Raw genomic sequence first — 23,993 nt, 5'->3', positions numbered from 1 at the left:
GAATATTTGTGCGCCAAACGTTTATATCACTTTTCTCTCTATTTTTAAGTTGTTTTATCTTATTGTTAGGCATTGGCCTAATTAATGTTTTATTGCCGGTAAGAATGAATTTAGACGGATTGAGCACTGAATCAATCGGTATTGTTTTATCGTTATATTATGTTGGTTTGTTAATAGGCGCGCTTTACAGCACAAGTTTAATCAAAAGAGCAGGGCATATTCGAATGTTTGCTGGCTGCGTGTCATTAGGCGCGGTGAGTATATTAATTTGTAGTCTCTACTCAGAAGCTATGCTTTGGGGCGCCATGCGGATAGTAATGGGGTTTTGTATCGCTTGCGCGTTCACGGCAATGGAGAGCTGGCTTAGTGATAGTTCAAGTAAAGAAACCCGGGGTCAAATATTAGCCATCTACAATGCTGTTGTACTGGCGGGGCTTTTTGGCGGGCAATTTTTTATCAATGTGGCCAACCCTCAAGACAATATGCTTTTTGTTATTGCCGGCATATTAATGTGTATAGCGATTATTCCTGTTGTACTGAGTCGCCATTTCGGGCCAGTGGTTGAAGAATTTAGTTCAATGTCTCTGCGCTTGTTATATAAACGCTCGCCACTCGGCGTGGTCAGTTGTTTTATCTCCGGCATACTTTATTCCGCTGTTTTTAGTTTATTACCTGTGTTTGCAAAAGCCTTTGATATTACCGGTTTTCAGCTCTCGCTTTATATGGGGGCGGCTATATTTGGCGCCTTTATTTTACAGTTCCCCGTTGGTTTTTTATCCGATCGTTTCGATCGGCGTACCGTCTTGTTGGTGCTGTTGCTCATCTCTGCCAGTGCGGGGATTGCGGTGACTATATTAGCGCCATTAGGGATCACATGGGCGGTATTTTTAGCGACGGCGATTACCTGTGGCATTATTGCTTGTACTTATCCATTAAGTATTACCGAAGCACTGGATAAGTTACGCCAAAGTGAGATAGTTGCCGCCATGTCGTCAATGATTTTAGCTTTTGCCTTAGGTGGGGTTTTAGGGCCTTATTCTGCGTCACTTGTGATGGATAAATTTGGTGGCGATGCATTATTTTATTTTTTAGCTTTTATTCAGTTATTGTTAGCATGTTTTGTGGTCTTTCGAATGACGGTGCGCCAGGCATTACCGATAGAAGAACAAGAGCAGTTTGTCATGCAAGGGTCGGTAATATCTTCTGCTGTTGAACTTGATCCTCGTACCGAGTATCACGAATCGCAATACCGTCCTTGTGCTGAAGTAGAAACAACACTGATGGTGGCAGAAAACGATCCAGCACTTGCGGTGGCATTGTCTTTAGCCGTAGCAAAAGTCAATGCTGAGCGCGGTATAGAAGTGGCCGAAGCACTGGCAATACTACCTAATATCAATGTGTTAAATCTGTTTCAAGCGATGAGTGATATTTTACCTGAGCATATAGCCGAGTTAACTTTAGCTTTAGTGACGGTTAAGCCCGAGCTTGGTAGTGAAATTGCGAAATTAACACCCTCTACTGAGTCGTAAAATCATGCCAAGATAGTCAATGGCTAGCTAAAAGAGCACAGATAAAAATAATATACACTGGCTATATCATTAATATAAACAAGCGAAAGTTTGTAGCAAAGCTGTAATTTTTATTGCAGTTATAACTAAGGGCTATCCACTTAGCCCGACCAACCACTACATGTTGTGGCTCCTTTCTTTTGTCACTTAGGTCTTGTTGGTGCGCAAAGAAGAAGTAAGAGTTTAAAATTTCGAGTGTTTGTCAAGGTCAACTGAGCACCAGTTAGTTGACCTAAGACATGCGACAGTAGAATTGAAAATCATTAGGAAAGCGGACGTTCCAAAAATCGATTTTGATATTAATTTCATGATCAAAAAAGCAAAATAAAGTCATAGAGGGAGAATAATCTCTATGACTTGTGCAAGCTCATAGCTGCCGTTGATGTTTCGCCTCTTAACGCTAACTAATGCCACTTTGCTGACCTTAGCATTTTTAGAGTTTTGACAAAAAATTTTGTATGTTTTGATCTACAGCGGACATGGCTTAACAACAATACTGTATTAGCCGTCTCCTGATAGCGGACGTTCACCATAGATGAAGATATGAGTTATTTGATAATAACTTTTTGCCAATAACCTGTTAAGCCTAAATGCGAAAAATGCCACCAAAGCGGTCGTTCACATCTGAAATATAAACGATCACTTCGTGCGCATTGTTGACGTTAGCCGTTCATATTCTTAAGGTCAACTGAACAGCTAAAAACGGACATATCAGCAACAACCCAAATCTATTTGGTTGGCTAGTTTTGTTGAATCATCACACTCAATCATTTATTCCAATACGTTGGTTAGGTTGCTTTCAATTATTTATTATCTCTCGTACAAGCAAAATTAACTAAATCAGTTTTACTGGAACCTTCAACCAAGGATACCCAGTCTGGGTCTGAGTATTGGTCGTCTATTAAGTTATCCCAATGATGCTCGGTATAACCTAAAACACGATATTTCATGTTTTCGCAATTTATTTCAGTTTTAGTATAAGCATCTACATTTACACCAACCCTTTGATGTATAGTTAAAAGTGTATTTCTTAGTTTCTCTATATAAACTAAAAAGTATTTGCCATTATCATAATTACTACTCGGTATGTACTCATGAATCTTATTAATTTCATATTTTGATTTTGGGGCTTCTGCTCTATCCTTGGAGGTAAACTTCATAAACACCCACTCTGATTTTTTCTTATTTTCATCCTTATACCAATTAATTCTAGCCCATTCTCCTTGCAGTTCCTTAATATCAATCTGTTGTCTAAATATTTTTTTATCAATGATTTTAGAGTTTTTATTTGGCAACTCTCTTACATTTAGTGTTTTAACGTTTACAAAATGAACCCCTAAATTAGCGTCACCTTTTAAGAATATTGTTTTATTTTCAGGAAAAGGTTTTTTATCACTACAGGCAAATAAAGTGGTTATAGATAATAATACTAAAAAAATTTTCATAATCATTCCTTGTTAACTTCCAATATTGTAATTAAGCTAATACATGATATTTGTATGTACTATCCATTTTTGAAATATCCCCCAAACCTCTTGCAGAATAAACTTCAAAAAATGCATTTATAACTTGAACAGGCAATTTTACTTGTTGTGATATGTCGTTAGCTTCAAGCCAAAGTCCATTAGCTGAGTTATCTAATATGGCTACTAAATTATTCATTTCATGATTTTTGTTATTTAATGCCGCCGAATAAATAATAAAATAGGGATTCCCCATAATAATGTCTGGGTATGACGAACCAGCAGCACCATCAAATTCAATATAGTTTTCTGCATTTAACATAGTCAAAGGACGTCTGTATTTGTCAAAAACTCGATCCGTCAATGTAACATCCGTACTTTTTCTATCTTCTAAAGCTATATATAAAACAGCTGCGACTGAAGGTACATCACTATGGATACAGCTAATGGGATCTTCTAACTGGCGAAGTCTATTCTCTATACTATTCGAATTAATACCTGCTTTTATTTCATTTAAGGTTTGAAGTACTCCTAGTATCCCATCTCCAGTACAAAAGGAAACACCAATCCGCTGTAGTGATAGCACCCAATCTAATTTAACACTCATAATTTACTCTATATTCCTTGTTAATATTTAATGTCATTATTTTCAACCATCGGGCTTATTTCTCTTCGCCATGAGTCATAGGACTTATGTGTGTCTAATTTGATATCAAGCTTTTCAAGCAAGAACAAAACTACTGATATTTGAATAATATTTTTGGTTGGAAATATTCAATACTCCTTGTAATTACTTAAATACTGTATATTTTTTACGTCAACTTTGGTATCAAAACTGCCCATTAGCTGAGTTAAGTTTGGTTCACAAAAAACGACTGTTTTGTGGCATAAGTGATCGTACAGAGACAACATTTCAATGGCAGCAATGAGCTTGCAGCGGTCATAGATAATGTTCTCATTCAATAACTGTATTTTGCTTTTTTGATCATGAAATTAATCTCAAACCGATTTTTAGAATCGTCCGCTTACATAATGGTTTTCAATTCTGCTGTCGAATGTCTTAGGTCAACTAACGGGTGTACAGTTGACCTCGACCAAAACAAACAATTTTAAAATTTTTATTCCGCTTTGCGCACAAAGTTAGCATTAATAATTTGATGATGAACGACCGCTTTGGTGGCTTAGTTCGCATTCAGACTTAACGGGGTATTGATAAAAGTTATCATCAAGAAACAGATTTTTTCATCTATGGTGAACGTCAGCTATCGGGAAACTTTTAGCGTAATGTGGTTGTTCACCCATGTCCGCTGTAGATCAAAACATACAAAAATTTTTAGTATAAATTCTCAAATGCTAATGTCTTCAATGTGGCCAGCCGGTGTGAAAACTATTTCGAACTTGCGTAATTGGATAATATCAACGTAAAAAGGCTCCATAGATTAAATTCTGTAGTACGTTTGAGGTAAAACCACCTGTTAATTTACGTAGCGTCGCATAAAAAATTTACCCTGAGAGTTTTCACACAGCCTGTGGCATAAGTGATCGAAGAGGTTAAATATAGTAAACACAACATGTAGTGGTTGGTTGGGCTAAGTGGATAGCCCTTTTATAACCACAGTTGTTATAGCCATAATTTGTAGTGCCCACACGGGCTAGTTTGTATATCAAGGTGCAAAAATAGCGCGAAATTTTGCTCCACTCTAATAGCGTTAACCTTGAAAAATCGAGCTTAATTTATGAGTGAACATTGTCAAGGTTTGCCGCATAACCATCACTCAGTTGAAAGTATGTTGACTGAATTAGGTTTAATGCCAGATAGTGGAGTTCAGCTTTTTAAAGCGCTAGATTAGTGTATGCTTTAACTTAGTCTTTAATTATTAAGATAAAAATTGCTAAAAAATAAATTTTAGATGCATAATCAATCATAATGTTTTAGTCTTAACTGGTTTGACCACTATTTGCATTTGGTTTTAGCGATTTATAATCGACTATCAATCTAAGTGGTTACCCCTTGATTACCCGAGTATAAAAAAATCACTAACGCTAGAGGTATATATGTACAACCTACCATTAACAATAAAACAAAAAATAATAATGGGGTTTAGCACAATAGGAATTTTATTAGTTGCAGGAAGCCTTTTTTTTTATAATTCATTAACACAAATCAGCAAGGCCAACAGTAATGTTGAGTTATTAGCTGTTCCGGTACAAAAGCAAAGCAGTGCCTTACAAATCAAATTACTTAATATGATAAAAGTAGGTGCTTCAGGTTTCACCCAACAAGATAGCGTTAACTTGCTTAAAAGTGAGCAAGCATACGCGAATTTAAATCAAGAGTTTCAATCTGCTGTTAAGGTCTTACGCAGTAAAGTCACAGACCAACCTAAAATGCTGCAAGCTTTAAAGCAGGCCGAGAATCATTATCAAGACTACGTTAACCAAAGCGAAACATTCTATTTAGCGAAAAAAAATGTCGCCTCAGCTAATGAAGATTTTGTGATTAACTTGCAATTATTTCTTGAAAGTCGTCATCAAGCCAGTAATAAAATGCTTGATCTTGAATTACTTGAACTCCCTGATAATGCTCAATTGCTAGTAGAAATTATTGGCACTGGTGCGCGCATAGACGATATGTTGTTTACGCTAAAAGGCACCATGTCAGGTTTACAGCAAATTTCTGAGCTCGATATTTTGGCTCAACATAAAGAGGACGTAAGTTTTTTAACGGCCAACGTCTCTAATAACTACAACTTTATGCTACAACTATTTGACGGTATTGACGATCAGTCTTTACTTGAAGAGTTTGCCATTGAATTTGCTATTATAAATAACCTATTGGTTGAACCAGGTACATTATATCAAGATAAAAAACAGGCGCTTGAAGATAACATTAATGCAAATAACAGCTATAACCTGTCAGTAGAAAGCTTTAACGCGACCTACCAGCAATTAACCTTATTGTTATCGCTTGCTGAAGCACGCTTTGATGAATTGCAGCTAACCACAAAAGCAAAAGTTGCCACAGGGGAAAACCTAGCAATATATATGGCGCTTATCTTTGTTGTTTTAGCGACTTTTATTGCCGTGGTGACTACTCGTGCGATGTTAGGCCCTTTAACTACGGCCAATAAATCATTAGCCTTGATTGCAAAGGGAGATTTAACGCAAAGATTAACCATTAAGAACCAAGATGAGTTTGGTGATTTATTCAACAATATCAATAAGCTTAGTGATGATTTAACCTCATTGTTGAAAAATATTAGTCAAAATGCTTATTCATTAGATGAATCAGCGAAAGTGACCAGTGAGCAAAGTCACCGCATCGCCCAATCTACATCAGCACAAATTACCCGAGTGAATGAGGCCAAACAAATTGCTGAAAAAATGTTTATCAGTTCATCAAATGTTACTGACCAAGCAAATTTAACCGCCAACAACGTTTCAGAAGCTTCAAAACACAGTGTTGAAGTACACAATATTGCTGACGATAACAGCAAGCGTATTGATTTATTGTCAACCAGTTTAAGTGACTCAGTTGCCGTCATGGCACGTTTAAGCAAGCACAGCGATAGCATTGGAGGTATTTTAGATACCATAGGTAGTATTGCTGACCAAACCAATTTACTGGCATTAAATGCAGCAATTGAAGCAGCAAGGGCAGGTGAGCACGGTCGAGGTTTTGCGGTTGTAGCAGATGAGGTCAGATCATTAGCGTCTCGTACACAGGCATCAACAGCTGAGATTCAACAAATGATTAATGCCCTGCAAAAAGAAACAAAAACAGCGGAAATCGCTATTTTTCAAGGGCAAAGTCAGGCGACTGAATGTGCTTCGAAAAGCCAAGAGTTAAGCCATGGCATCAAACAAATTGACACCGCACTGCATACCATTGATGAAATGAGTAAAAGCATTAGCATTGCGTCGAATGAACAACTTGGTTTTAGTCAAGATATTGAAGTAACTATGACTGCAGCGGCCGAAGCAGCAACACATAATGCGGCAGAGTCACAAGATTTATCGAATCGAAGCGATGATGTAAATAAATTGGCAGGTTCGTTAACTGATTCAGTAGCACGATTTAAGCTTTAAGGCTTAGATCTTAAGGCTTAGATCTTAAGGCCTAGGTTTTAAGGCTTGGATTTTAAGTTAGGCAAGATAAAAAACAAGACAAAAAAGCCCTAAATAGCGCAAGTTATTTAGGGCTCTTTTTTAAGCGATAAAAATATGATGACTATCTAGGTGCATCAGAATAAGGGTCAAATGGTTTGTTCTCATTTGAACTTTTATTTGAACGACTTTCGCCGCGGTTATGACTTGATTTATCATTAACACTAGGGCGACTGCTTTCGCGCTTATGCTCAGGTTTATAAGCTTTTTTATCTTCAGGTTTACTACGATGAGTCTCTTTAAAACTATCTTTGCTTAGCGGTATAATTGCTTCACCCCGAACCAATACTTTTGGTTTTTTAGCTTTGATATGTAACGGAATAACCCGTTGGCGCGGTGGCGTTTCGAATTCATCTTCACCGGCTTCTGGTAAGTTTTTATAATCATAGAGATAAAAACGTTCAAGCTTCTCTCTTGCCCACTCAGTTTTACGCAAAAACTTTAAGCTTGAAGCTATGCTTGGATTACTTTTGAAGCAATTAATTCGCGTGTACTCAGCCAAAATATCAAAGCCATAGTGGCTGACTAATTCGTTTAGTAGCGTGTCTAATTTTAATCCATGTAAAGGATTGTGTAATTGTTCGTTTTCTTGACTCATATTTTGACTTATTTTTATCCTACTTAACGCCATTATATACCCAAATCACCTCAAGATGCTTGTTTCAGTGGGAATTAAAAATGATTTAGGCAGAGCTTTTAGTTCCCGGCAAAAGTTAAGTACTTACATCTTAAACTTGACGGTGGCTTTGCAGCCAAACGTTATTGTTATCAGTTATTATTTTAGCTGTTATGACATTGTAATCTTAAAGCGGTACATGCAATTCTGCTTTATGTTGTATAATTATATTAACGCCTTATTAACTTCTTCATAAAATGGATATCTGACATGAAAAAACTAATCGTACTTTTAACTATTTCAGCGTTAAGTAGCTCGGCTATCGCACAAGAAACAAGCTGGTTTGAAAGCTTAAAAAATCTTGTTGGATTAGGTGATACACCTGAGCAAAGTGTAGTGTCAAAGACTCCCGCTAAGCAAGGCACTGATGGATTGGTTGCTATGTTAACTAGCTCATTAAATGTTGATGCAGACCAAGCCGCTGGTGGTATGGGCGCTATTTTTAATTATGTTAAAGACAATGTCTCAACTGAGCAATTTAGCCAATTGGCTAACTCAATACCGGGTGTTGAAGGGCTGGTTAGTCAAATGCCTGATATTAGCAAACTTAACTCAGGTGCTAGCGATGGCTTAGGTGGATTACTTGAGCAAGCATCACAATACAGTGATTCGTTAAAATCGATTAATAATGTTAAAAAACAATTTGAAGCTTTAGGGTTAAAGCCTGAAATGATCAGTAATTTTATTGCTACTGCGCAAAGCTACTTGGACACAGAACAAGGGCAACAAGCAAAAAAAATACTCACTGACGGTTTAGGTAAATTGTTAGGCTGATTGACATTTTTTTAGGTAGCCAAAGACTTGTTTTTTATGATGCGTAAGCGGTTTATTCAGCCAATAAATTTCTGCTTGAGCTGAAAATAATAATTATTCGCGTCTTGCGACTTGATCTTATGTCCTAGCGCTACTGTGAAACTGCAATATGTAATATTCAATTTCACAGTAGCACTAGCCTTCATCTTGAAAAATTTCTTCAATGCTCAGTTTAAATAACCTGGCGGCTTTAAAAGCCAGTGGTAAACTGGGATCAAACTTACCTTTTTCTATGGCATTAACTGTTTGGCGAGACACCTCTAATGCCTCTGCAAGTTGTGCTTGTGTCCAGTCTCTTTCGGCGCGCAGTACTTTCAGTTTATTTTTCATTGGTATTTTCTATTGCCAATAAAAATGGCAGTTATGTGGGTCAATCCCATAAAAATCACCAAATGAGCAATGTCAGCGTGGAAAGTTATCAGGTCTAATACATCCAAATTTGAATAGGTTAAGCCAACCACTAAACTAAGTCCTAAGGTAATGCCCATTGCATTGAGTTGAATACGTTGTTGCATTTCATCTAAAGCTTTTATATGCGCTATATTAGCCAACACCATTTTTAAACCTAAGGCTAAATTTAGCAAAACAGCTATCACAGTTAAGCTGATGTTTAAGTCCCATATAAATCGTGGACCAAAATTAGTCAGTGCCATGCTTAATACCCAAACAGTGCTCCAAAAGCCGAGTTTTGCCGTACTGTTTTTATTTTTCTGCTGCCAAGATTTTTCTTTACTGATTATTTCATTATTTTTGTCTGTCATTATGCTTACTCCTGTGTCGTCAGTGCTTTACTAAAAGTTAAGTTTACTTTACTTTTAAAGTGTAGGTGGCGATGCATTTTATGTCAAGTGTGATTTACTTTTAGTCTTGTATGTTTGACTTTTATTAGTCAGAGGTTTATGTTTTTGCTTGACGGTGTTAGCAAAAATTGGCTTAGTGACAATTTTTAGCAATAATATTTGGCAACAATATTTAGCAACAAATACAGACCTAGCAAAATCTAGGTGCACTATTCCCGCAGGTTAACCTGCTGTGTTTGCCTTATTCATCGTGATGTTATTAAAATAACAATAAAAAAGTAGTCGATATTTAACCTTAGGGCAAAATTCTTATAATTTCCTGAAGCTTTAAATTATATTGGTATAAGTGACATATGACTGAAAGTAGCGCAACAAAAAGCACAAAAAACCCGACAAGTGATTTAATTTTAAGTATCGACAATGGCACGCAAAGTGTTCGTGCCTTGTTATTTGATCTACAGGGCAATCTAGTGGCTAAAAGCCGTATTGAACTGCAAGCCTATTTTTCTAAAAATCCGGGGTGGGCTGAGCAAGAGGCTGATTATTTTTGGCAAATGTTAGGGCAGTGTTGTCAGAAACTTTGGCAGCAAAGTGAGGTGATTGAAAACGGCTATCGCAAGAGAGTGATCGCCGTTACTGTCACCACACAGCGTGGCACCGTGATTAACTTGGACAAAAATGGCCAAGCCTTACGACCGGCTATGCTGTGGCTTGATCAACGCTTATGCCAAAAAAATAAGCTTATGCCTTGGTATTGGCGCGTCGGATTTATCCTGATAGGTCAAAGTAAAGTGGTTGATTATTTTCGTCGTAAATCACAAGCCAATTGGCTTGAGCAACATCAGCCTGAAGTTTGGCAAGATACCGATAAATTTTTATTATTGTCAGGTTTTTTAAGCTACAAATTAACCGGTCAATTTAAAGACTCGGTTGGCAGTATTGTGGGTTATTTGCCCTTTAATTATAAAAAACAAAACTGGGCACACCCGTGGGACTGGAAATGGCATGCTTTACCCGTGAAACGCTCAATGTTACCGAGTTTAGTCAAACCGGGTGAAGTGCTGGGTGAAATTACCCCTGATGCCGCCGCTCATACCGGATTAAAAGTAGGCACCTTATTGATCGCTTCAGCGTCTGATAAAGCCTGTGAAGTATTAGGTTCGGGTTGTATTAACCCAGACACCGCCAGTTTGAGCTATGGCACGACAGCAACCATTAATACCAACAACATTAAATATGTTGAACCTCAAGCTTTTATCCCGCCTTATCCTTCAGCCCTTCCTGATAATTTTAATAGCGAAGTGATGATCTATCGTGGCTTTTGGATGGTGAATTGGTTTAAGCAAGAACTTGGTCAAAATGAAATAGATAAAGCGCAAACTTTAGGGGTCAGCGCGGAAAGTTTATTTGATCAATTAGTCGCAAAAGTACCGCCAGGGTCGATGGGGTTAATGTTACAACCTTATTGGTCGCCAGGGCTAAAAAACCTTGAAGCTAAAGGCGCTATTATTGGTTTTGGTGATGTGCATACTCGTGCCCATATCTATCGTTCAATTTTAGAAGGCTTAGCTTACGCACTCAGAGAAGGGCAAGAAAACTTAGAAAAACGTCAAAAATGTAAAATAACCAAGTTAGTGGTTTCAGGCGGAGGCTCGCAGTCAGATGCCGCATTACAACTTACCGCTGATATTTTTAATTTACCTGCGCACCGGCCACATACTTTTGAAACTTCAGGTTTAGGCGCTGCCATTAATGTTGCCGTAGGTCTGGGGTATTTTGAAAACTACCAACAAGCGACTAGTGCTATGACCCGACTCGAGCAAACGTTTTTACCCAACCAAGCCAATGTAAAACTGTATAATAAATTATATCAGCAAGTTTATCGAAAAATGTATCGGCAATTAAAACCGATTTATCAAAATATTAAAAAAATAACCGGTTATCCTGAGTAAGAAAAATAAGCCTTATAAGTATTGAGCATATCGGGCTTTTCTTTAGCCATAAAAATAATTAAGTTATGGTATTCAAGCTAATAACCTGACTACAGTTTGTGCTTGAAACTTACTGCGTATTGCTATGCAGCGCAATACGATTACCTTCTGAGTCATGAATAATAGCGCGAAAACCATGTCCGCCAATAGATATCTTTTCTTCAACCAGCCGGCCACCATGCATTTCTGATTGCTTAATCGCGTCGTCAAGTCGGCCATTAACATTAAAATAAATTAGTGGCCCAGAGGTAAATATTTGTTCAGGCGCTGAGGGTACTAAGCAACCTGAAACATTGGTTTGAGCATGCGGTAATATACCAATAGTAAAATGCTCAAAAGCTTCTTTTTTTACCTCACCGTTAAGTAGCGCACTATAAAATTCAATAGCGCGGGGTAAATCTATAACCGGAATATCAACCCAAACAATCTGATTCTCCATGACATTTTCCTTTATTATTTATGGTCTTCATATCGAACAAGGACGACCTTGACGTTGGTATAAGTATAGTTGAGTAATTTAATTAGCCACATCGAGAAAGTGTTCATTTAATTATCGTACTTTTTACAGGGAGGAAAGGAATAAGTAGAGCAGCAGAACAGCTGATATTTTACTTCTCCTGAGGTCCTCATTCTTTTCTCCCTGTGAGTTGTTTTTATTATTTTTACAAGGAGGAAGGCATGAGAAAGGAATGAGTAGAGCAGCATTTAAGAGCAGCAGAGCAGCTGATATTCTACTTCTCCTGAAGTCCTCATTCCTTTCTCCCTGTGAATTATTTTATTATGGTACTTTTTAAAGGTTTTTTTACTGGCTAGTAGCAAGCACGGTAGAGAGTCGGTAGAATAATTGCTTTGGTTTTTATGACTTTGGCGTGCACTATATTATGCGAATTATTCACACTTCTGACTGGCACTTAGGCCAACATTTTTATGGCAAAAGTCGTGCACCTGAACATCAGCAATTCTTAAATTGGTTAATTGAACAATCAAAAAGCCAGCAGATTGACGCCATTATTGTCGCCGGTGATATTTTTGATACCGGCACACCACCAAGTTATGCCCGTGAAATGTATTTTGATTTTATCGCTAAGTTGCATCAAACACATTGCCAATTAGTAGTGCTGGCGGGTAATCATGACTCAGTTGCCATGCTCACAGAGTCGCAAAAAATATTGCAGCAACTGTCAACACGAGTTATTTCTGCCGTGAGCGATAATATGGCCGAGCAAGTATTTGTGCTAAACAGCCTTAAAACTGAGCAGCAAGCGGTGATTTGTGCTATTCCATTTATTCGGCCGCGCGATATTGTTAAAAGCTACGCTGGGCAATCGGCCAATCAAAAGCAACGTTCACTGCAGCAAGCTATTACTGAGCATTATCAAGTCTTATTTGAACAAGCGCAGGGCTTGTCGCAGCTTAATCAAGCTGATGGTACTCGCTTACCTATTATTGCCACCGGGCATTTAACCACCATTGGCGCATCAACCAGTGAGTCTGTGCGTGATATTTATATTGGCACCTTAGAAGCATTTCCCGCCAGTGAATTTCCGGCGGCTGACTACATAGCTTTAGGCCATATCCATCGACCACAAAAAGTAACCAAGAGTGAGCATATTCGTTATAGCGGCTCACCCATCGCATTAAGTTTTGACGAAGCTAATACCCAAAAAAGTATTGTTATTGCAGAATTTAACAATGGCGAGCTTAGCAATACAGAGTTATGTAACCTGCCATGCTTTCAACCTTTAGCTATGGTAAAAACCCATTTAGAAACACTGTCTGAAGACATTACTCGTGTTGTTGAGTCGAAAAACATTGAATTGAAAAATGAAGACTCAAGCATTGCAGAATCACCAAGTGCAGAATCATCAAGTGTAGAAGCAAAAATCACCCATGATGAAAGACCAGGCCAAGAAAAAATCTGGCTCGATATCGAAATTGAAAGTGCAGAATACTTACAAGATTTAAGCGTGCGCATTGAGCAAATAGTCAAAGCATTGCCCGTTGAAGTGTTATTAGTCAGGCGCAGCAAAAAATCCCGCCAACAAATGCCCAGTCATGAGAAGAAAGTCACCTTAAGTGAATTAAGTGTTCAAGAAGTATTTGACGCGCGCATGGCGCTAGAACCTTGGGATAGTGACGAGCAGCAGCAACGTAAAACGCGCTTAAATAGTTTATACCTTACTATTGCAGAACAAACGCAACTGGCTAACTCAAGCAAGCAATCGCTTTCAGAGCACAGCGAAGCACATAGTAGCTCGACCAGCAAAACGGAGCAAAAATAATGAAAATATTATCGCTACGCTTTGAAAATATCAATTCTTTAAAGGGTCATTGGAAAATTGACTTTACTCAGTCACCCTTTGACACCAGTGCGCTTTTTGCCATTATCGGCCCCACCGGTGCAGGAAAAACCACCATACTCGATGCCATGTGTTTGGCGTTATATCACCAAACACCGCGACTTACTATTTCAGATAAGCAAAACCAGTTAATGACCCGCCATACCGCGAGTTGTTTAGCTGAGGTTGAATTTGAAGTTAAAGGGCAAGCCTATAGAGCCTTTTGGAGTCAACGCCGAGCCAAAAACAGTGTCGAAGGTAATCTACAAAAACCGACTGCCGAGTTGGCAAAGTTAATCACTACAGGTGAACTTAATGGCGAAAGTGACAGTGATATAGCTACGGGTGAAGCCGAAGTTATTGCCACTAAAGTCTCTGATATTCGAACAGAAATAGCGCGATTAACCGGTTTGGATTTTTCTCGTTTTAGAAAGTCTATGATGCTGTCGCAAGGGGAGTTTGCTGCCTTTTTAAATGCCCCCGCCAATGAGCGCGCTGATTTATTAGAAGAGCTAACGGGTAGTGAAATTTATGGTGATATTTCAAAAGCGGTATTTGAACAACATAAAGAGGCCAGTAACGAGTTAAAGTTATTGCAGGCTAAAAGCACGGGTATGCAATTATTAAGCGCCGAGCAACAACAGCAAATTAACGCTGAGCTGAACAAGGTAACTTTGCAGCAGCAACCTTTTGAAGCACAAATAGCTCATTGGCAGCAAATTCGCAGTTGGTTAATAAATGTTCAGCAAGCCAATAAACAAAAATTACTTGCTGAGCAACAACAAGCATCAGCAGAGCAAAAACAGCATCACCATGCTACAGAGTTACAAGCGTTAGCTTTGTCAGGGCCGGCTGAAAATTTACGCGCTGATTACCAACAGCACAATTATGTTAATCAACAGCTTGTTGAGCTTAATGAACAAGCTAGCTTGCTTGAGGTAGATGTTAAAGACAGTAAAAGCCATGTTGAAGATGCTGAGCAATCACTAACAGATTTTTTGTTATGCCATGAAAAACTGCTTGCTGAGCAAGATAAAACTGAGCAATTAATTGTTGAACAAGTGCTACCGCTGGATAGCAAAATTAGTCAACTGAGCGAGCAAAAAATTCAACAAAGTGCACGAGCAAGTGCCGCCAACGAAGCGCTAACGCAAGCAACAGAGCAAAGCACACAGTTAACAGCACAACAGCAATTGCAGCGAGATAAAATTAGCCAAGCGCAAGGCATTATTGAGCAACAAGGGCATTTGGCGACATTGCCTGAGCACTTGCCGTTATGGCGCAATATATTGGCTCAAATGGTTAATGAGAAACAGTTTAGTTTTGAGCTCATCACACAAGATAAAAACTGGCAAACACAAGCTAACTTATTGACGAATGAACTGACTAAAGAGCAAGAGCAATTAGTTGAACTTGAAGCTGAATGTAAACAACAGCAAGCAACCCTTAGTACGAAAGAGCAGGATATAACCCAGCTATTACAGCAAGTTCAGTGTCAAAATGAGCAAGCACTTAGTCAGCAGTTGCATGGCATGCAAGCCACTATTAATGAGCAAGCACAAGCGCTACTTAATGCCCAACGCTACCAGACCCTAAGCGCTGAATTGCATGATATTGATAAAACACTTAACACAGATAATCAACAATTAACCCGCTTAGCTGAGCAGTTAACGCCTTTGCGTGAACATTATAAACAGCAAAAAACGGCCTTGATTGACGTGCAGTTAATCGTAGATCAACAAAGAACTATTATGTCGCTTAGTGCCCATAGAGCAAACTTGCATGCCGATGAAGCATGCCCGTTATGTGGCTCAGAGCAACACCCGGCCATTGCTGATTATCAAGCGCTAAGTGATGATAATTCAGAGGAGAGTGAACATCAGCAGCGCTTAAAACAACTCACTAATGACTTAGAACAACTTGAACTGCAGGGTAAAAACTTATCTTCAGAGCAAGAGCGCTTAAAAGAAAGGTTTAATTTAGTTACTGAAAATAAAGCAATAAAACAACAAGAACAGCAGCATTTAACCCAGCAGTGGTTAGCGCAGCGTGAGTTATTAAACATGGCTGTTGAACTATCAGCATTTGAGCAAATAACAGCCGACATGCAAACACGGCGACAAAACTTTGAGCAGTTAAATAATGCTAATAACCAACTGCAGCAATTAAAACAAGGGCAGCAACAGCAAGCTGAATTAGTTTCAAGGCTAGAAAAACAGTTAGTCAACTTAGTGAACTTGAGCCAAAATAAAACGGTGCAGTTAAATCAACTGCACCAACAAATCGTGCAAAATAAGCAAAACCTTATCGATAAACTTACACAAATAACGCAAGAGTGGCAAAAGTTAACTGTGTTTATGCAAAGGTGTCAGTTAGTTATGCCAGCATGCTTTGCTGTTTTTAATCAAGCAAATGCAGACACTGAGAGTGATACAAATATTGTCGATGTTAACGCATCCAACAATATTATTACGCCTGACAATTTTGTTGATCTGGTGTCATTACAACAAGCTTGGATAAATGAACTTGAGCAACAAAGTCATGCTTATCAAACCGCCTTGTCTGCCGTGGCGACAGACCATGAACAACTGCAACAAGTACAACAACAACTGGCGGTAATGCACAGTAAAATTGAACAACTGAGTGTGTCTAAGCAAAGCATAACAGCGGAGTTAAGTTTGCTAGAAAAACAGCATAATGACGCTAAAGTGCAGCGCGAAAGCTTATTTCCCGCGCAAGATGTTCAACAAATACGCCAACAATTAAAACAACAGCAACAAGGGCAAGAACAGCTACTTGTTAAGTGGCAAAATGGGGTTAATGAGCAGAAAAATCGCCAACAAAATGTTGCGGGTAAGCTCAATGGCAATGTTGAAGCGATCAAGCGTTTAATGCCACAACAGCAAGTGGCCACGCAAACTTGGCAAAGGCAATTAGCGGCTAGTGACTTTGACACCGAAGACGACTTTAAAGCGGCATTGTTAACCCAAGAACAACGCAACACTTTAAAAGCACTAGCGTTAACTATTGAGCAACAAAGTCAACAAGCCAAGGCACAACTACAACAAGTGCAACAACAATTATCACAACTTGGCGAAGATAAAAAATACTTGCAAGCGCAAACTAAGCAGCTGGTTAGCGCTATTGAAATGGGTGAAAATTCAGCCTGCAATAATGAGTTACTGCTAAAAGATTTAATCTTCAGTGCAAACGTAGCAATAGACGATGACTTAGCGGTTGCTGAGTTTGATAATAAAGCCATTATTTGCTCTAACACCTTAAAACAATTACAAATACGCCAAGGACAATTAAGCCAACAAATCAGCCAAGACCAACAACAGCGTCATGAACAGCAAACATTACTCGATGAAATGCTTAAGCAACAAAATGAACTTGACGACCTTGCTCACCTGAACGGTTTGATTGGCGCGGCTGATGGTGCTAAATTTAGACGTTTCGCCCAAGGCTTAACCCTTTCTCATTTGGTTTATTTAGCCAATCAGCAGCTTAATCGCTTGCATGGTCGCTACCAATTACAACGTCAGCAATCAGACAACTTAGCATTAGAAGTGCTTGATACTTGGCAAGCAGATAGTGTGCGTGACACTAAAACTTTATCGGGCGGCGAAAGCTTTTTAGTCAGTTTAGCGTTAGCACTGGCTTTATCAGATTTGGTGAGCGCAAAAACGAGCATTGATTCACTATTTCTCGATGAAGGTTTTGGTACCTTGGATAATGACACCTTAGAAATAGCCCTATCTGCGCTTGATTCATTAAACGCCAGTGGCAAAATGATCGGCGTTATAAGCCATGTTGATGCCTTAAAAAAACGCATTGACGTGCAAATAGAAGTGAAGAAACAAAGCGGCCTGGGTGTGAGTGAATTAGCGGATTGTTATCGCTATCTTGGTGGTTAAAACGGTATTGTTATTAAAGCCAAAGTAGTACTATCTATCAAGCAGAAATAACAATAACCATAAGCATAACAATTACTGAGATGCCCCATGAGCCAAGTAAAACGAAATCCGTCGGTTGTCATCGTTGGCGCAGGTATGACCGGCATCTTAATGACCATTAAGCTGCGCCAAGCCGGTATTACTGACATTATTGTTTTAGAAAAAAAAGACGCTGTGGGCGGCACATGGCGCGAAAACACCTATCCGGGTGCCGCTTGCGATGTACCGGCTCATATGTACACCTATTCATTTGAAGCCAATCCAAATTGGAGCCGATTTTTTGCCCGTGGACCAGAAATAAAGCAATATTTTGAGCACGTGGCTGACAAGTATGATGTGAAACGCGACATACGCTTTAACGAAGAAGTTACTGACGCAAAATATAATGCAGGTAAATGGACGATTAAAAGCAGTAAAGATAAGAGCTATATTGCTGATTTTATTGTTTGTGCGACCGGTATCCTGCATCATCCTAAATTTCCAGACATCCCCGGCATAGACGACTTCAAAGGTGCTAAGTTTCATACCGCTCAGTGGGATCACCAGGTCAATATATCTGAGGCAACTCGTGTTGGCGTTATCGGTACTGGCTCAACCGCCGCTCAGGCCATCCCAGAGCTGATTAAAGCCGGCGCTAAAGTTTCTGTTTTTCAGCGCACACCACAATGGTTAATGCATTTGCCCGACTTTAAGTTTTCAATCACCATGCGAAAACTCATGACTCGTTATCCCGTGATTACAAAAATGCATCGAAATGCAGGGAAATTCTTCTTAGAGCATATTTTTACCAAAGCGGTAACCGGGCACTTTATACAAAAACATTTACTGAATTTTTTATGTCATGCTAACTTAACCTTAAGTATAAAAGATAAAGCCTTACGAGATAAATTACGACCTAATTATCAAGTAGGCTGCAAGCGCGTAATTATCAACACAACATTTTATAAAGCTATTCAACAGCCTAATGCTGAATTAGTGACTGATGGCATTGAGCGAATTACTGCAACAGGCATTATCACTAAAGACGGTAAACACCATGATGTAGACGTTTTGGTGTTTTCGACTGGCTTTAATGCCTTTAATTTTATGCGGCCAATGAATCTTATCGGGCGTAACAATTTACATATCGACACCGCTTGGCAGCATAAAATAAAAGCATACCGGTCAATGATGTTAGCCAACTATCCTAACTTTTTTTTAATGCTAGGGCCAAACACACCCATAGGTAACTTTTCTGTTATTGCCATGAGTGAAGTTCAAAGCGATTACGTGATTAAAGTAATCAATAAATGGCGTAAAAATGAATTTGACGAGTTTGAAGCTAAGCAAGAGGCCATTGACGATTTTAATGCTTATGTAAAAGAAGGATTAAAAGGCACAAGTTGGGTAGGTGGCTGCCAAAGTTGGTATTTAGATCCCGATGGCGACCCCATTTTATGGCCATATACTTGGCAGCGATGGGTTGATGAAATGCAAGAGCCGCAGATGGAGCATATTGATACCAGATCGTTTTAATCAATAAACCACCGGCCGTTCCATGACTAAAAATAGCGATTATATTAACAGAGCGGTTTATTGCGCTAGCGAGTTAAGCCTTTATCTGGCTAGATAAATGGCTTAATAATAAAGTGTTAAGCCATTAAAGTTTGTGGTTAACTTGGCTAACCCATCATAAAAAGGCGCTTTACCATGCACGATAGCAACCCGCAATTTATACCATCGAAAAGCCCACAACTACAGAGTAAGCAATTAGAAAAAAAACAATTAATGGCGGCTAAACTGCTGTCATTCATGCCGGCCCTGCATAAGCTAGCGCCAAAAATATTCAGAGTTGTATTTTCATTGTTAGATCGGCTACTTGGTCTTAAAAAAATTGCAATGTATCAAGTTGTTGATTTAAATATCCCGGTTAGTACCCATAATAGCGGCAACACCAGCATAAAAATTCGTCGCTATTATCCAACAAGCAAAAAGCTTAAAAAAACCTTAGTATATTTTCATGGTGGTGGCTGCGTTATTGGTAGCATTAATAGCCATGATCGATTTTGCCGATATTTAGCCAAGTATGGCAAGATGAATATTATTTCTGTAAATTACCGATTATCGCCAGAATATAAATTTCCCACCCCTATTTGCGATGCCATTGATGCGTGGAATTATATTAATGACCATACTGAAGCACTTAATATTAATCCCAAATACCTAGGTGTTGGCGGCGATAGCGCAGGCGGATATCTTGCCTGCATAATCGGATTGCATTCGCTGCAAACACAGCTACCAGTGCAGGTTAAAGTAAAACCAACATTTCAGTTTTTAATATACCCGATAGTAGATATGCAAGGTTTGAGCGGCTCTTACCAAAAATTTAATAAAGATTTAATGTTAACCCGCGATTTGATGGATTACTTTATCAGTCATTATGTCAATACCCCAGATGAAGTGACTTTGGCATTAGTTAGCCCACTGCAAACAAAAAATATTAGCGAGTCACCAGAAAGTTATATATTAACTCTAGGATATGATCCGCTCAGGGATGACGGTATTGCTTATGCAGAACGACTAAACGCTGCAGGTATAAAAACCTATCACGAACATTATGATGACTGCATGCATGGTTTTATTTCCGTCACTAAGTTAAGTACTCGCGCCATGAAAGCCACGCATAACTTGGCGATGGCATTAAACAAATTTAATGACTGACTGTCGGTTTAGTGGGCTAGAGTTATTGAGCGCTAAGCGACTTTTGTTATGAAGGGCTATCTAGTGTCTGGGTGTTATCTGTTCAAGTATCTGTTCAAGTAGCCGCTTAAGTTATTACCTTAAGCGATCCTCTTAAGGTCTTTCCCAGTTGTGCGGGGTAAACTAGGGCACGATAAATAGTAATCATAAAAGTAATAATAAAAAGTTAAAATAAAGCTTTACTTTACTAATTGTTAAAGATATATTCTTTACGTTAATTATTCACATCTAGTCTATTTAACCGATTGTTTATAAAATCGCGTTTTGCCTTTCCCTTTCACAGTTAGTCATCACTTAATTTATTAAGCTTAAATTATTGTCTGATTTTTCGAGTTTTTTATCGCAAAAAGTAGTTATTTTTTCAAATAAAAAAGTTCCACGATACAATAATATAGCTTTTGTTCATGCGTTTAAACGCACTTTAAAAGAGTTTATTATGTCTTATACATACCAAGGTACGATCTATTCGATCGCCTCACCCGTTAGATCAATTTCTGTTAACAAAAATAATGTGGCAGTGACCGATAAAAACGGTACAAAACTGATTTCATTTACCAACGTAAACGAGTCAAAATCATTTTTAGCTTGGATTTACCAAAGCTAGAAAGTCAAACCTACTAACCAGAGTTATCCTTACCTAGTAACACCCGTTTGAGTTTTGTTTTTACTGAACGCCAATGCGTAACAGGTTGAGTTGGCGCTAGCGCTATCAACTGTTGCCATTGCTGTTCAGTTAATTGAACTTTTGCGCCATGCGCTAAAAGTATAGATTCAACTTTCAAGGCTTTAATTTTTATCAGAGATTTATGATAGCGATTAGGGTAAAAAACTGGGTAGGGTGGAATAAATTTGCCCCTGACTTTAACCATTAAATCAGCAACATAAATTTGATCACTTATTTGATGATGCAAAGATATATCTCGGTCAGTATGACCTTGGGTAAAGTGCACTTGCCAGTCTTCAAACCCAGGTAAAACTGCCTGATCAATAAGATAATAATCCGGTGTCAGCGAGCTTGAATAATAGATAAACTTTTTAGCTTTTTTCTGGCGACCCGCAACCCACAAAGTTAATAACATATCGGTTAAGTGCATTAACTTACCGTCAACGCCTGAATACCATTGCCCTGGCACATTCGCTGCCGCTATTTTACAAGCATATTTTTTACGTAATAGCTTTGCCGCTCCTGCGTGATCTGGGTGCATATGCGTCACGACAATTAAGGCAATATCCGACATCGAACGTTTAAGTTCGTTAATGATAAAGTCTTCTAAAATATCAACATCAGCTCGACAGCAACCATCAAGCAATAGCAGTTTATCTGGGTACTCGGCGAGATAAATATTTTGAATATAACCATTTAAGCAGTGTAATTTGAGCATAAAAGTGACTATGGTGACTTAGTTGTTATTAAACTACCTTGTTATTGATGAAGTATCAACAGGTTAGACCAGATAGTGAGTCGTTGCTTTATTTACTGCATTACTGGTATTTAATCGTTTAGTCATCTTAATGGCTGCTGCCTAATCCTTTATATTAGGCTCCATTATACTCACCTAAGCACAAAAAATAGCTAAACAGTCGATATGAAATTCTGATTTTTATTGGGGTATAGAGAGAGTAGACACCATAGCTGTGCTATGCAAAAAGCTCTGAGTTGGTAAGCTGAGTCATAATCATTCATGTAAAAAAAGTGGTTTTTTGGTGTTTAAAGTTAGCCCTTGAAGGGCTAACTTAGGTATAAAAATGACGTTTTATTCATTTTTTTTGAATTTTCTGACTGTATTATAGCTTTAGAGCTATCTAACTTTACTTTTTTTGTGCTCATACATGGCTGCATCGGCATCTTGGATCATTTCTTCTATCGATCTATCTGTGTCATGCTGAAAATCTCTTACACCTGCACTGTACTCAATTTTGTAGGGTTTGTTTAAGGTCTCATTGGCTTCATCAATAGCGATAGCAAATCGCTCTAACGCTAGATCAGCCTTGGCTTTGTCAGAGTCACTCAGCATAGCAATAAACTCATCCCCACCTAAGCGTCCGATCAAATCACAGTCACGGAATGAACTCAGCATTATCTGTGCAAAGGTGACTAATACAAAATCGCCTTCATGGTGACCGTATTCATCATTAATACTCTTAAATTTATTGAGATCAAAGAATATAAATGACATGGGTATTTGATTACGTCGACATACTTTTAAACTATGGTCGACCATAGTCAAAAATCCCCGTCGGTTAGAAATCATGGTTAAATCATCTAACGTGGCGAGTTGAATAGATTTAATTTCTTGCTCAATCATAGCGCCCAGATCTTGAAGTAACTGCTGATCTTCTTCGTCAAGGTTTTTAGGTTTAGTATCAATAATACACAAAGTACCGATATTAATGCCTTGCCTAAGCTTTAAAGGATAACCGGCATAGAAACGAATGTTTGGCGCTCCAGTAACAAGAGGGTTGTCAAAAAATCGTTCATCTTTAGCAGTATCTGGAACGATAAATAATCCATCTTGATTAATAGCATGTCCACAAAATGAGATGTCACGAGGCGTTTCTGAAGCGTCAAGTCCTTGGCTAGACTTAAACCACTGACGGTCTTCATCAACTATACTGACCAGTGATATGGATACGCCAAACATGCGCTTAGCCATGCGAGTCACACGATCAAATCGCTCTTCGTGTGAAGTATCAAGGATCTTTAACGTTCTCAGCGCATGTAATCGCTCGGCTTCATTTTTAGGGAATTGAGGCTTAATCATAGAGATCCAGTTAATTTAAACATTTACTCTCTGAACTATATCAGTAAATCAACACAATTTCTTTCAAAAAAAGAGCGAGTTATAAGTCTGAAATTATTTTTGGAGCGTTTATTTTGTTACATGACATCATTATTAACATAAGCTATACCAACTCATAACAAGCCTTATACTTTATTTTTGGATGACTATAGATCCGTTTAAGCATTTATCAGTTTACAATTATCAGATTAACTTGATAAATGCAGAAATCTAACCAACAAGGCTGCCAGAAAAAATAACTAAAAAACCTTTTTTTGTGGACCACAGCCTCAATTATTGTCGTGATCACTTCAAACTATCTTGTCATTTTTGATACCTTGCTGCTTAATTTTAGCATCATTTTATTGTGCGAATACCGCTTTGGTAGGATGCTGAATATGTGTCGTATGTGCTGGTGTTTTTATTTTAACTATCAGTAAACCTGAAACTTTTAGCGAAAAAATGAAGGGTTTTTTCATTTATCATGACACTAGAGACCCAATATGGCATTAATTTATCCCCATTTAGTTACCCTTCTACCATCGGTTTAACCTAATGATAAAATGTGAGTGGTAATCTCACTTCAATGCAGAAAATATAGCCATTGAAATAATTTTCGCTCAGTGCTCAATTCATTCATTCAATTGGTATGACTATTTTGTTAAACTCTTTGGCAAAACTCATGCACAATTTTTTGCCAT

At 38.4% G+C, this 23,993-nt stretch carries 17 protein-coding genes; 9 read left to right on the top strand and 8 right to left on the bottom strand.

Translation table 11 applies throughout. The features are described from left to right. Positions 1 to 8 precede the first annotated feature (8 nt). Positions 9 to 1,529: an MFS transporter gene (locus H4J65_RS11730; RefSeq protein WP_182198300.1), complete on the top strand. Its 1,521-nt coding sequence runs from the start codon at positions 9 to 11 to the stop codon at positions 1,527 to 1,529. 842 nt (positions 1,530 to 2,371) lie between these two features. Here H4J65_RS11730 and H4J65_RS11725 read toward each other — a convergent pair. Further along, entirely contained in the window at positions 2,372 to 3,013 is a 642-nt protein-coding gene (locus tag H4J65_RS11725; protein ID WP_182198299.1) for a hypothetical protein, read from the bottom strand. 31 nt (positions 3,014 to 3,044) lie between these two features. Beyond that, positions 3,045 to 3,638 carry a hypothetical protein gene (locus H4J65_RS11720; RefSeq protein WP_182198298.1) on the bottom strand — a complete coding sequence of 198 codons (594 nt, stop codon included), beginning with the start codon at positions 3,636 to 3,638 and terminating at the stop codon, positions 3,045 to 3,047. Positions 3,639 to 5,125: 1,487 nt separating this feature from the next. On the opposite strand from H4J65_RS11720, the gene H4J65_RS11715 reads away from it, so the two are divergent. After that, positions 5,126 to 7,120 (top strand): methyl-accepting chemotaxis protein, encoded by a 1,995-nt coding sequence (locus H4J65_RS11715; RefSeq protein ID WP_259367600.1) that lies wholly within the window; start codon positions 5,126 to 5,128, stop codon positions 7,118 to 7,120. 142 nt (positions 7,121 to 7,262) lie between these two features. Here the strand turns inward: H4J65_RS11715 and H4J65_RS18305 are convergent, their stop codons facing one another. Next, positions 7,263 to 7,796, bottom strand: coding sequence for a VF530 family protein (locus H4J65_RS18305; protein ID WP_182198296.1), 534 nt, complete (start codon positions 7,794 to 7,796; stop codon positions 7,263 to 7,265). A 288-nt stretch (positions 7,797 to 8,084) separates the two neighbouring features. Between H4J65_RS18305 and H4J65_RS11705 the strand changes: the two genes are divergently transcribed. Beyond that, positions 8,085 to 8,648 carry a DUF2780 domain-containing protein gene (locus H4J65_RS11705; RefSeq protein ID WP_182198295.1) on the top strand — a complete coding sequence of 188 codons (564 nt, stop codon included), beginning with the start codon at positions 8,085 to 8,087 and terminating at the stop codon, positions 8,646 to 8,648. Between the two features lie 174 nt (positions 8,649 to 8,822). Here H4J65_RS11705 and H4J65_RS11700 read toward each other — a convergent pair whose 3' ends face one another. Beyond that, positions 8,823 to 9,017 (bottom strand): helix-turn-helix transcriptional regulator, encoded by a 195-nt coding sequence (locus tag H4J65_RS11700; protein ID WP_182136275.1) that lies wholly within the window; start codon positions 9,015 to 9,017, stop codon positions 8,823 to 8,825. After that, the gene (locus H4J65_RS11695) at positions 9,014 to 9,448 is read right to left on the bottom strand and encodes a hypothetical protein (protein ID WP_182198294.1); all 435 of its coding nucleotides are present in this window, start codon (positions 9,446 to 9,448) and stop codon (positions 9,014 to 9,016) included. Before H4J65_RS11695 ends, H4J65_RS11700 begins: the two co-directional genes overlap by 4 nt. Before the next feature lie 392 nt (positions 9,449 to 9,840). Here H4J65_RS11695 and H4J65_RS11690 point away from each other — a divergent pair, with 392 nt between their 5' ends. Then, on the top strand, positions 9,841 to 11,439 hold the full coding sequence (locus tag H4J65_RS11690) for an FGGY-family carbohydrate kinase (protein ID WP_182198293.1): 1,599 nt from the start codon (positions 9,841 to 9,843) through the stop codon (positions 11,437 to 11,439). A 109-nt stretch (positions 11,440 to 11,548) separates the two neighbouring features. Here the strand turns inward: H4J65_RS11690 and H4J65_RS11685 are convergent, their stop codons facing one another. Beyond that, positions 11,549 to 11,917, bottom strand: coding sequence for a VOC family protein (locus H4J65_RS11685; protein WP_182198292.1), 369 nt, complete (start codon positions 11,915 to 11,917; stop codon positions 11,549 to 11,551). 442 nt (positions 11,918 to 12,359) lie between these two features. Here H4J65_RS11685 and sbcD point away from each other — a divergent pair, with 442 nt between their 5' ends. From sbcD to H4J65_RS11660, 5 genes are all read left to right on the top strand, one after another. After that, positions 12,360 to 13,760: an exonuclease subunit SbcD gene (gene sbcD, locus H4J65_RS11680; RefSeq protein ID WP_182198291.1), complete on the top strand. Its 1,401-nt coding sequence runs from the start codon at positions 12,360 to 12,362 to the stop codon at positions 13,758 to 13,760. Then, positions 13,760 to 17,734 carry an AAA family ATPase gene (locus H4J65_RS11675; RefSeq protein WP_182198290.1) on the top strand — a complete coding sequence of 1,325 codons (3,975 nt, stop codon included), beginning with the start codon at positions 13,760 to 13,762 and terminating at the stop codon, positions 17,732 to 17,734. The genes sbcD and H4J65_RS11675 overlap by 1 nt, the downstream gene beginning before the upstream one ends. Before the next feature lie 87 nt (positions 17,735 to 17,821). Continuing rightward, the gene (locus H4J65_RS11670; RefSeq protein WP_182198289.1) at positions 17,822 to 19,288 is read left to right on the top strand and encodes an NAD(P)/FAD-dependent oxidoreductase; all 1,467 of its coding nucleotides are present in this window, start codon (positions 17,822 to 17,824) and stop codon (positions 19,286 to 19,288) included. Between the two features lie 174 nt (positions 19,289 to 19,462). Then, complete coding sequence (locus H4J65_RS11665; protein WP_182198288.1) at positions 19,463 to 20,473, top strand: alpha/beta hydrolase; 1,011 nt, start codon at positions 19,463 to 19,465, stop codon at positions 20,471 to 20,473. 475 nt (positions 20,474 to 20,948) lie between these two features. After that, positions 20,949 to 21,116 (top strand): hypothetical protein, encoded by a 168-nt coding sequence (locus tag H4J65_RS11660; RefSeq protein ID WP_182136282.1) that lies wholly within the window; start codon positions 20,949 to 20,951, stop codon positions 21,114 to 21,116. A gap of 13 nt (positions 21,117 to 21,129) precedes the next feature. On the opposite strand, the gene H4J65_RS11655 is transcribed toward H4J65_RS11660, so the two are convergent. Together H4J65_RS11655 and H4J65_RS11650 are read right to left on the bottom strand one after the other, a co-directional pair. Continuing rightward, the gene (locus tag H4J65_RS11655) at positions 21,130 to 21,894 is read right to left on the bottom strand and encodes an MBL fold metallo-hydrolase (protein ID WP_182198287.1); all 765 of its coding nucleotides are present in this window, start codon (positions 21,892 to 21,894) and stop codon (positions 21,130 to 21,132) included. A 417-nt stretch (positions 21,895 to 22,311) separates the two neighbouring features. Next, positions 22,312 to 23,274, bottom strand: a complete 963-nt coding sequence (locus H4J65_RS11650; RefSeq protein WP_182198286.1) for a sensor domain-containing diguanylate cyclase — start codon at positions 23,272 to 23,274, stop codon at positions 22,312 to 22,314. Between the last annotated feature and the right edge of the window lie 719 nt (positions 23,275 to 23,993).

The sequence above is a fragment of the Colwellia sp. MB02u-9 genome (assembly GCF_014077085.1).
Classification (GTDB): domain Bacteria; phylum Pseudomonadota; class Gammaproteobacteria; order Enterobacterales; family Alteromonadaceae; genus Cognaticolwellia.
The sequence above is the reverse complement of the archived record's forward strand: the minus strand, read 5'-3'. Positions and strand labels throughout refer to the sequence as shown.